This is a genomic window from Limosilactobacillus pulli, assembly GCF_947381555.1.
Classification (GTDB): Bacteria; Bacillota; Bacilli; order Lactobacillales; family Lactobacillaceae; genus Limosilactobacillus; species Limosilactobacillus pulli.
Genome location: NZ_CANCWQ010000061.1, coordinates 1 through 2,450, shown reverse-complemented (window position 1 = coordinate 2,450; position 2,450 = coordinate 1). Strand labels below are relative to the sequence as shown.

The following is a 2,450-nucleotide window of genomic DNA, read 5'->3' as shown; positions in this document are numbered from 1 at the left end:
GTAATTAGATGATCACTGCTCAAGCAACTGCGGCTGTTTGAGTAAATCGTCCGTATCTATGCAAATTGTGGTTCGGATACTCAATATAGAAGTGTCTGCTCACAAGCCATTGACTTTAGCCGATGGTGGTTGACAGGTAGAACGATGAATTTTTTTTGGCAAATATTTTGATGGTTGGAAATACTATCAGCAAACAAGACCATTGAATCCCTAAAATCATGCGAAAAGATAAAAATGCGATCATCTGTTTGATATGATTAGCAGATTTTTAACCTAAATTACGGTATTATTATACTAAAGCCTTTGAGAAGGAAGGTTATGACATGCCGCATAAAGCTGCCGATCCAGAAATCATCAAGGTTCTGCTGAAGCAAGAAATTATTCGACTGGGCATTCAAAACAATCCTAGCCGAACCGTTTATCAAGAACGCTATCACCGAGGCGAGGCACCTTCACCAAACAGTGCCATGCAAATTACCAAAATGTCTTGGAGTGATCTGGTACATGACCTTGGCTTTAACTATGATGCCAAGAAAAATATTGCTCAAAATGGCAAAAAGGGCGCCAGTAAGCATTTGGGAACCAAGCAGTCCATTCGTCTAGCCGATCCCAAAACTTGTGAACAGGTAGTCAATAATGCCTTAGAGCTGATGCGCTATGGTTTTTCGTTTGAGGAGCTTAAAAAACGCTATACAGCCAAATATGGGGAAAGTATCCGTAAAACCAGTCGTTGGAGCAAGTATTCCAATGCCGATCTGATGTTTTTGGTGGTTGATTATATGAAGGCCCACGAGCTGACGGGGCTTCATCAATATACTACCTATTTGAATGTACATAGTGATGCCATGCCAGCAACGGAAACCCTAAAAAAACGCCTGCAGCTCTCATATTCTGAACTGAACCGACTTTTGAAGATCTTACTGCAATAGTTGGCTATTACGATTCAAAAGAGTGCGTACTTTGCGAATTAGCTTGATATTGATAAAATGAAAAATTAGTATCTATGATTAAAGTATGGCACGATACTCTGTTAAGACAACCTATGAAAAAATAAAAATTTAGTTTAGGCAGCCTCATTGCGGTAATTTCCGCAGTGAGGCTGTTGCATTAACTTGAGATTTTAACCGTATTGAAGTACTCAACACCGCGTTTGACCAGAGCTTATAGTTCCGCCAGCGTCTTTGGATGTGGCTAATGCTCCAGTCGGGTGTACCTGAAATCATCCATATCGTTCAATTACCGCTTTATCTCCCGGTGTTTCCAGTGCAGATAGGCTGTGAAGATGTTTTGGCTGACCAAATAGCTGTTAAAAATAAATGTAAACGGCAGCAGTCGGTCTACGTATTTCTGAGCAATCAATTGCTACTTATTTTGGATCCACTCTGGTATTGGTGATTGCCAATGCCAGATTTTCATTAAAACAAAAGACAGCCATCAGTTTTACTGATGGCTGCTTAGTAAAGATATAACTGAATATTTTATGCCTCCGGTGGGGGTCGAACCCACACTCCCTCAACGGGAACTGGATTTTGAGTCCAGCGCGTCTGCCAATTCCGCCACAGAGGCATTAGTCTTTACTAAAAGGTGGTAACCGGATTTGAACCGGTGATCGAGGTTTTGCAGACCTGTGCCTTACCACTTGGCTATACCACCAAATAGTGTCTGAACGTTTCTGTTCAAACTATCTGACAATTGGTAAGTTGTCAGAGGAAAGGGCGGTATGTGGGATTCGAACCCACGCATGTCGGACCCACAAACCGATGTGTTAACCAAACTTCACCAATACCGCCAAAATATTCAGTTGAGCAGGGATAGTAGGAATCGAACCCACAATGACGGTTTTGGAGACCGTAGTTATACCGTTTAACTATATCCCTATAAAAATGGAGGAGGGTGGATTCGAACCGCCGAACCCGAAGGAACGGTTTTACAGACCGTCGCGTTTAACCACTTCGCTACTCCTCCATAAAGTGGCGCGGGACGGAATCGAACCGCCGACACACGGAGCTTCAATCCGTTGCTCTACCAACTGAGCTACCGAGCCATCCTTGTGGACGCAACTATTCAGTTGCAATGGAGGATACAGGGCTCGAACCTGTGACCCTCTGCTTGTAAGGCAGATGCTCTCCCAACTGAGCTAATCCTCCATAAGTGACCCATGCGGGATTCGAACCCACGATACCAGCGTGAAAGGCTGGTGTCTTAACCGCTTGACTAATGGGTCATAAGAAACGGAGAGTAAGGGATTCGAACCCTTGATACAGGCTTTAACCCGTATACAGCATTTCCAATGCTGCTCCTTCGGCCTCTCGGACAACTCTCCAATATCCGAACCCTGACACACAATGCCAGGTGCCAAAGTTCGTTTAGATTTGCATGGCAATGCCCTATCCTCGCAGGGAGCGATCCCCCAACTACTTTCGGCGCGTTGAAGCTTAACTTCTGTGTTC

1 protein-coding gene and 9 tRNA genes are annotated in these 2,450 nt (G+C 44.1%); 1 reads left to right on the top strand and 9 read right to left on the bottom strand.

Translation table 11 applies throughout. The annotated features are described in order from the left end of the window. The first annotated feature begins 323 nt into the window (after positions 1–323). A complete protein-coding gene (locus tag QOS03_RS09055) occupies positions 324–929 on the top strand; it encodes a hypothetical protein (protein WP_283576177.1) in 606 nt (201 codons plus the stop codon). Positions 930–1,481: 552 nt separating this feature from the next. Here QOS03_RS09055 and QOS03_RS09050 read toward each other — a convergent pair. The 9 genes from QOS03_RS09050 to QOS03_RS09010 form a co-directional block, all read right to left on the bottom strand. Continuing rightward, positions 1,482–1,566 (bottom strand) — tRNA-Leu (locus QOS03_RS09050). 16 nt (positions 1,567–1,582) lie between these two features. Continuing rightward, positions 1,583–1,653: transfer RNA gene (locus QOS03_RS09045), tRNA-Cys, on the bottom strand. A gap of 61 nt (positions 1,654–1,714) precedes the next feature. Continuing rightward, positions 1,715–1,789: transfer RNA gene (locus tag QOS03_RS09040), tRNA-His, on the bottom strand. Positions 1,790–1,806: 17 nt separating this feature from the next. Then, positions 1,807–1,877: transfer RNA gene (locus QOS03_RS09035), tRNA-Trp, on the bottom strand. Positions 1,878–1,884: 7 nt separating this feature from the next. Then, positions 1,885–1,965 (bottom strand) — tRNA-Tyr (locus QOS03_RS09030). A gap of 6 nt (positions 1,966–1,971) precedes the next feature. Then, positions 1,972–2,044, bottom strand: a tRNA-Phe gene (locus QOS03_RS09025). Positions 2,045–2,074: 30 nt separating this feature from the next. After that, positions 2,075–2,147 (bottom strand) — tRNA-Val (locus QOS03_RS09020). A 5-nt stretch (positions 2,148–2,152) separates the two neighbouring features. Further along, a tRNA-Glu gene (locus QOS03_RS09015) sits at positions 2,153–2,224 on the bottom strand. Positions 2,225–2,232: 8 nt separating this feature from the next. Beyond that, positions 2,233–2,323: transfer RNA gene (locus QOS03_RS09010), tRNA-Ser, on the bottom strand. Between the last annotated feature and the right edge of the window lie 127 nt (positions 2,324–2,450).